This is a genomic window from Mucilaginibacter sp. P4_E8 (assembly GCF_056401495.1).
In genome coordinates, this window is the sequence record NZ_JBFUJG010000213.1 from 1 (window position 1) to 5,967 (window position 5,967).

Consider the following 5,967-nt stretch of genomic DNA (forward strand, 5'->3'; position numbering starts at 1 on the left):
AATTTTAAACGCATAAAACCGGGCAGCAAATATGCTCCCGGTTTTATAAACGCTGCAAATTGAAAGTTAGTTTTTAACTAAAAAGCTTCCCTGTAATAAGGCAAGAACCTGATCGCTGCTTAGTGCCTCGTCAAACGCCGCGGTAGCTATGGCTACCGAAGTGGTGCTGCCAGTTACACTTTTCAGTTTAGTAACATCCACACCACCTTGAGTTATATTCTGCTCCCCATCATAATTGCCATTTACAAGCGCTAAACCTGTATCATTACCTAAACTTGCGGTACTGATAATCCATGGTTTTTGTGACCGGATTTGGCGGATAGCAGAAGCATGGCGCGCTTCAACTGCATGAATTGATAGTGCAGCTGTTAATACAACCTGGTTTTTTAACAAAAAGCCAGCCTGACCTTTATATGCCCTTACACCAGTGTCTTCAAATACCTGGGCAACAGCAAGAAATGTATTGTAATTTGTTAATACATCTTTAAATGGTCCGTTTCCGCTTCCGTTACCTGCTGTTAAATCAATTTCTGGTGGAGATACGGGAGTTCCGCCAAGTGAACCAATTACCGATTTTAAAAATGTAACATGATTGTTTTCATCTGTTGTTACCTGATTAAAATAGTTGGTAGCCGCGGCTGCAGGTATTAAAGCTGTACCTTTGGCTGCACCTGCATTGTAAAAAGCAGACTCAAGGTACTCTAAAGTAAGCGCATAGTTTAATACATCAATTACAGATGGCGCTGTTGAATCAGCGGCATAAGCTTTTTTAAACATGGTACCTACAGCAAATGGTAATGCGGCAATAGCCACTTTTGAACCAAAGCTGGTTATATTTTTGATCACATCACGACGCTGACTTAGCTTGCCGTAAACTTCCGGATCAATGTTTTCGATTTCTTCTATTATGTTTAGTAAATTCATGGCGATGGGGTTTAAGCTGGTACGTAACCATAATTTGATGCACTAACTTTAGTTTTTAAGAAACCGTTGGCAATCTTAAGAACCTCTGCGATAGTTGCGGATTTGTTTAAACTATTAGTAGGGTCGATCACATCGGGTCCGGCGAAAGATCCTGGAGTGATCAGATTGCTGATCAATGCCGCGTGACGAGCTTCTACAGAAACAATTTTTCCTGCTATTAACAAATAATCAGGACTTTCAATAAGGTATCCTGCCCCATCATAAGCGGTAACACCTGTGTCTTCAAATGCTTTTGCTGCTGCCAGTACCTTTGCACGGCTGGTAAAGTCAATAGACGAAAAATCAGGTGTTAAATCAGGAATGGCCTTTGCTCCTAAGGCTGCTTTAAAAAATTCACGGTGTAAAACCTCATGATCCCGAATATCAGTTAACAAAGCAGTTTCTGCCGCGCTTATACCACTATAAGGAGTGGCTGCAACCTGTAAATAAAATGCGGCTTCGAGTTGTTCTAATGCGTATGCATAATTTAAAATGGCGAAGTCGCTTTTAGCACCAAGGTCTATCCAGGTTGATGTAGGCATGATCTTGTGGTCCTTGTGGCAGGCTGCAGTAGCTAATAAGCCCACTGATGCAACTCCAACCCCGGCATACCGCAAAAACGACCTTCGGGCCATATTTGCATTTAATATGCTTTCTTGTGATTCTGTTTTCATAAGATAAGTTTTTAAAAGTGTTTCAATTAGTTTTGTTTTGTAAATGATATACGCCTAATTAAATACGCCAGATTTTGAATACGAATAATTAATTCACTCTTAATGGGAGTAATTTTCTCGCGGGTTAATTTACCTAAATTTATTTTTGGTAAAAAAGTTATTGAGGTGAGCAGAAAATGAATATTTGGATCACAATAAAATGATAATGGTTACGGGGGGATTTTTAGACAAAAAAAGGCCGAAAAACTCTCGCAGTGTTTCGGCCCTACATCTACCTATGAAAAACAACCCTTTGAGAAGGGTAATAAGTTTAATTCAAATGCAATGCCAATTGCTAAATGAATGTAATTAAGCGCTTAAAGCGGGATTTTAATTGCTGATAATCAATGTGCTGTAGAAAATACTTCCCAACATGAGGTGATTATTTACTCTGTTTAATTTTTAACAACAGAAATTAATATAAATGATAGCTCAAGGAAACCATACATCAATAAGATTGTTGTTGTTTTTATGGACCATAATATTTATTTATTGGCTACTGACCCTAAAAATCCCTGCCGGGATGTTATTCATTCGAGAGATACCCGATTGAAAGTGAGAGTGTTTTGCCTTGATAAAGAAAGGTTTAGTCCGGATGATAACGAACTGCAACTATATGGATATGCAAATAATAAACTGTTTGCATTTGAAACCATTGACATTGTAGCCGAAGATGCTATTGACTTGGTTAATGCTATTAAATGGTATGCTAATTATATTAACTACCCCAGGATGGAAATACTACCCGAAGACCCACGCCCGGGTCAGAATATAGCCATGTAAAGCGCTCAAAAAGTGGTTAATAAACAATTGAAAAAATTCAATCGCCTAATTGTCAGTAGCTTAATATAAAATGAAAATATTTTTTTGAGGAATAGATTAGAACTTCTATATTTGCAGACCCAAAAGCAAGGGAGTTTAGCTCAGCTGGTTCAGAGCATCTGCCTTACAAGCAATCCCCAAATCCCTCTCCATTTGTTCCAAAAGCCATATTTTCATCTTAATTGTTCTTGTGTGCAAACTATGTACAAACAGAGTAACCTTGTAAATAAATTAATGAACTGTATTGCTAATATAATGATTTGCTTTTATAAGATACCTTCATCTGCAAATGAATAGTAACCATCTGTTGTTACTATAATATGATCCAATACTTGAATATCTAAGACCCTTCCAGCATCTTTAATTCGTCTCGTCATACTTAAATCTAACTCGCTTGGCTGTAAGTTTCCTGAGGGATGGTTATGTGCTAAAATCACATAATGAGCACAACTTAATAACGCTGACGCAAACACCAGCTTTACATCTACAAAGCAACCTGCCATTCCACCCGTACTCACTGTATAAATACCAAGTACTTTATTCGACCTGCTTAGTAACATCAACTTAAATTGTTCTATAAACTCGATATTACCTTTATCCCAGGACGATAATAGTAACTCATAAGCTTGTCTACCCGTTTCAACTTTGAGTCTATGTTGAGCCTTAATAACTGGCCTGTAGGTCAACTGAATTTCTGCACATTGAAGCATGTTTTGCATTTCCATAATCTTAATTGTTAAGTGAATAAATAATTATGGTGCCCCAACAAGTGCAAGGCTGAATTAAATGCAAGGAGGAACGGAATAAATGTAAGGTAGTGTGTAGGATTGTGTTTATGCCGGAAATTCCTTGCCTTGTATTCCAGACTCCCACTTAAATTTGCTGAATAATTATTATCTCAATCTTCCTTTCTATTCACCTACTTCAATATTAAACCTATTAGCTATTTCCTTTATCGGTCCTTCTAGGCTATTCATAGTTGTTCTGTTTAAAAGCTGCTTATATTCAAGGTTGAATTCTTTATAGCGCTTTAACTTCCCTAACATAAATAGTTTAGCAACCGGAGAAAGTGATAATGCATTACCTTTATCAATTTCTCGTAATATACCTTCGTCTGAATTGATGTTGTTGAAGTACGGCAAGATGACCGAATTGAGGTTGTAATCCTGTATCGATTTTGCTTCCCCAATATCTGTGTTTTCTTTTATCTCATACCAAGTATCTCTTGTATTTAAGAGCCTTCCGATTCGACGTCTTAATATGCACTCTGGTTCAGTAGGAAAGGCAGGAATAGGCTTATCATGAAAGTTATAATAGTGTTGCCAGTATTCAGGAGAGAATACGCCGGTATTAATCGTAAATGATATATGATCCTTGGAATTGAAAGTGCTCTTTTGGAGGTTTATAATCTTTCCTATGCCATTCGTTTCAATGTAGAAGTTGTTACCTCGTTTTTTATATCCAAGTGGTTTTAGAGTTGAATGAAAGACATCTTTAACGATGATGTCAAATTTGAGTTCCGATGATGATTTCATAAGGTTGTTGTGCATTCGAAAGTAGCACATTTTAAATTTACTTTCTATATACCTATACAGGATATTTTAGAAATGTGCAGCTATCAGTTTCGATTCACGAAATTGAGAAAGTATGTTTTATTGTGGTAATTAAAATCTTAAAATTAATTAATCTATTGCTACACTTTTTCAAAAAAGAGGGTTATTAACACCCTTAATATCAAGTGTAGCAAATCCATTAAATGCCAGAAATCGTTGTTTGATTGGGTTAATGACTTTTTACCTTGACTTATTATAAGGTAAGACTTGTAAGTAACACTTTCCTATTTTTTGAGAGATTTTATAAGTACCCTTATATAAGTAAGATTGTTATAAAAATAGGAAAAAAGAAAGTGGTTGATGAAGGTTTAAATGCTATATCTGTCTACTGTCTTTAAATGAACCTTTATGTAAAATTGACGTTTTTTCACGCCCAACAACGTAACAACCCACTAAATAATTTGTCGAGATATAAGATTCGATTTATAAATATTATTTACAATTCATATTTGATATATCAGATTCTAAAGTCTTTAAATAACTAAATCTTTGCTGAAAATCGCCAACACTAGTTACCCCCCAAAGGCCTGCATATCCATTTTGAATTGCACTTTGTAAAACTGTTGTATAAACACCCAAATTTTTGTTTTCAAGATTTTTGTAGGAGTAGCAATCACAAAGTTTTTCCGTTAAAATATCGCTTGACCTATTTTCAAGATAAACATGTGCAAGTTCATGCCCCAAAATAAAATAAAATGATCGCATGAATCGATTAATAATTATATTATTTACATCCCTTATATCTGCAATAGTTCTTTGCCCTTTCAATAAAGATTCCAAATTGTCTTTTCGTGAATAGAAATAATCAAAAGCATTTTTTACATCATTATTGATAGTATATAAAAACGCAGCTCTAACTATAAATGGTGAAATATAAATAGTACTTCCAGCAGTTCTGACCCAAAGTGTTGTATTACTCTTTTCATAAGATATTGAGAAGTGTTTTACCTTTTCATAATTCGTCGCGCTTAATGAGGACTCCGATCGTCTAAGAGCTTCTGATACTAATTTTTTCATTCCCTCAGGAACCAATGTACTATCATTCTCTCTCGAATTATAATGGTTAGAAAAAATTAAATTCTCAATTGAACTATTGGCGCTATACAAATCTATTAAAATGGTTTTTTCTAACTTTTCAACGCATGCAACGTTGCTAAGGATATCATTACCAAAATAACATAAAGATTTATTATAATAATAAAATAAGTAGTTTTGTTCTATACTTTCTTTCTTGAAATTCTCTGGAGCTGATTTCGGTTCTACTAAATATAATGTGTTTCTAATTTCTAATGTTCTGTTAAGAAGCAATGTTCTTTCCTGATTAACCTTTATAAAATCATCTAATTCTTTTGAAGTATAATTTTTCTTATAGTAGTCGACTACATCTTGAAATTCAAAATAAGATTTATTACCAATATCTACCGGATTGTCAATCTCAATTAGTTCAATTTTTTTCTTTGAAGATGATTTTACGTAGAAATCGTACCAGTTAATTAAATTCTTTGTTGTATCTAAGGCATTAGCATATTTTCCTTTGGATATATATTTATGTTGGTTGTAACCACATGAAAAAAAAATCAAAACAAAGACTATTAGAATTTTCATGTCATTTTGATGTATAAATCATACCATCCTGTCCTTGTTCACTTTTTTTATCTAGGATAATATCTATGCCGCCAACTAAGCTGGATTGTATATTTAAATCATACGTTTTATAAAAGAGATTTAACGGGCTGCTAAGATCATACTCTAACTGAAAACTGTGAGAGTTATCCCATTTGATATTCTGATTAAGCTTAGCAATATTTTTAAAATTAGCATCTAGACTTTGATTTCCCGCCACATTACTTGAAAAT

7 protein-coding genes are annotated in these 5,967 nt (G+C 34.5%); 1 reads left to right on the plus strand and 6 read right to left on the minus strand.

Annotated features, from left to right (window positions below):
* Nucleotides 1-66: 66 nt before the first annotated feature.
* Both AC1DRQ_RS28850 and AC1DRQ_RS28855 read right to left on the minus strand, forming a co-directional pair.
* A complete protein-coding gene (locus AC1DRQ_RS28850; RefSeq protein ID WP_477429186.1) occupies nt 67-924 on the minus strand; it encodes a ferritin-like domain-containing protein in 858 nt (285 codons plus the stop codon).
* An 11-nt stretch (nt 925-935) separates the two neighbouring features.
* Complete coding sequence (locus tag AC1DRQ_RS28855) at nt 936-1,637, minus strand: ferritin-like domain-containing protein (RefSeq protein WP_477429188.1); 702 nt, start codon at nt 1,635-1,637, stop codon at nt 936-938.
* 510 nt (nt 1,638-2,147) lie between these two features.
* On the opposite strand from AC1DRQ_RS28855, the gene AC1DRQ_RS28860 reads away from it, so the two are divergent.
* Nucleotides 2,148-2,459, plus strand: a complete 312-nt coding sequence (locus AC1DRQ_RS28860; protein WP_429398913.1) for a hypothetical protein — start codon at nt 2,148-2,150, stop codon at nt 2,457-2,459.
* 305 nt (nt 2,460-2,764) lie between these two features.
* Here AC1DRQ_RS28860 and AC1DRQ_RS28865 read toward each other — a convergent pair whose 3' ends face one another.
* The 4 genes from AC1DRQ_RS28865 to AC1DRQ_RS28880 form a co-directional block, all read right to left on the minus strand.
* Nucleotides 2,765-3,223, minus strand: coding sequence for a JAB domain-containing protein (locus AC1DRQ_RS28865; protein ID WP_477429191.1), 459 nt, complete (start codon nt 3,221-3,223; stop codon nt 2,765-2,767).
* A gap of 186 nt (nt 3,224-3,409) precedes the next feature.
* Nucleotides 3,410-4,033 carry a DUF4304 domain-containing protein gene (locus tag AC1DRQ_RS28870; RefSeq protein WP_477429193.1) on the minus strand — a complete coding sequence of 208 codons (624 nt, stop codon included), beginning with the start codon at nt 4,031-4,033 and terminating at the stop codon, nt 3,410-3,412.
* Between the two features lie 510 nt (nt 4,034-4,543).
* On the minus strand, nt 4,544-5,716 hold the full coding sequence (locus tag AC1DRQ_RS28875; protein WP_477429195.1) for a hypothetical protein: 1,173 nt from the start codon (nt 5,714-5,716) through the stop codon (nt 4,544-4,546).
* A gap of 1 nt (nt 5,717) precedes the next feature.
* Nucleotides 5,718-5,967 (minus strand): hypothetical protein (locus tag AC1DRQ_RS28880; RefSeq protein WP_477429197.1); only part of this gene is annotated, 250 nt, incomplete at its 5' end.

Bases quoted from the DNA above. Each gene is read 5' to 3' on its own strand.
- AC1DRQ_RS28850 (WP_477429186.1), bottom strand. From the start codon at position 924: ATGAATTTACTAAACATAATAGAAGAAATCGAAAACATTGATCCGGAA.
- AC1DRQ_RS28855 (WP_477429188.1), bottom strand. From the start codon at position 1,637: ATGAAAACAGAATCACAAGAAAGCATATTAAATGCAAATATGGCCCGA.
- AC1DRQ_RS28860 (WP_429398913.1), top strand. From the start codon at position 2,148: ATGGACCATAATATTTATTTATTGGCTACTGACCCTAAAAATCCCTGC.
- AC1DRQ_RS28865 (WP_477429191.1), bottom strand. From the start codon at position 3,223: ATGGAAATGCAAAACATGCTTCAATGTGCAGAAATTCAGTTGACCTAC.
- AC1DRQ_RS28870 (WP_477429193.1), bottom strand. From the start codon at position 4,033: ATGAAATCATCATCGGAACTCAAATTTGACATCATCGTTAAAGATGTC.
- AC1DRQ_RS28875 (WP_477429195.1), bottom strand. From the start codon at position 5,716: ATGAAAATTCTAATAGTCTTTGTTTTGATTTTTTTTTCATGTGGTTAC.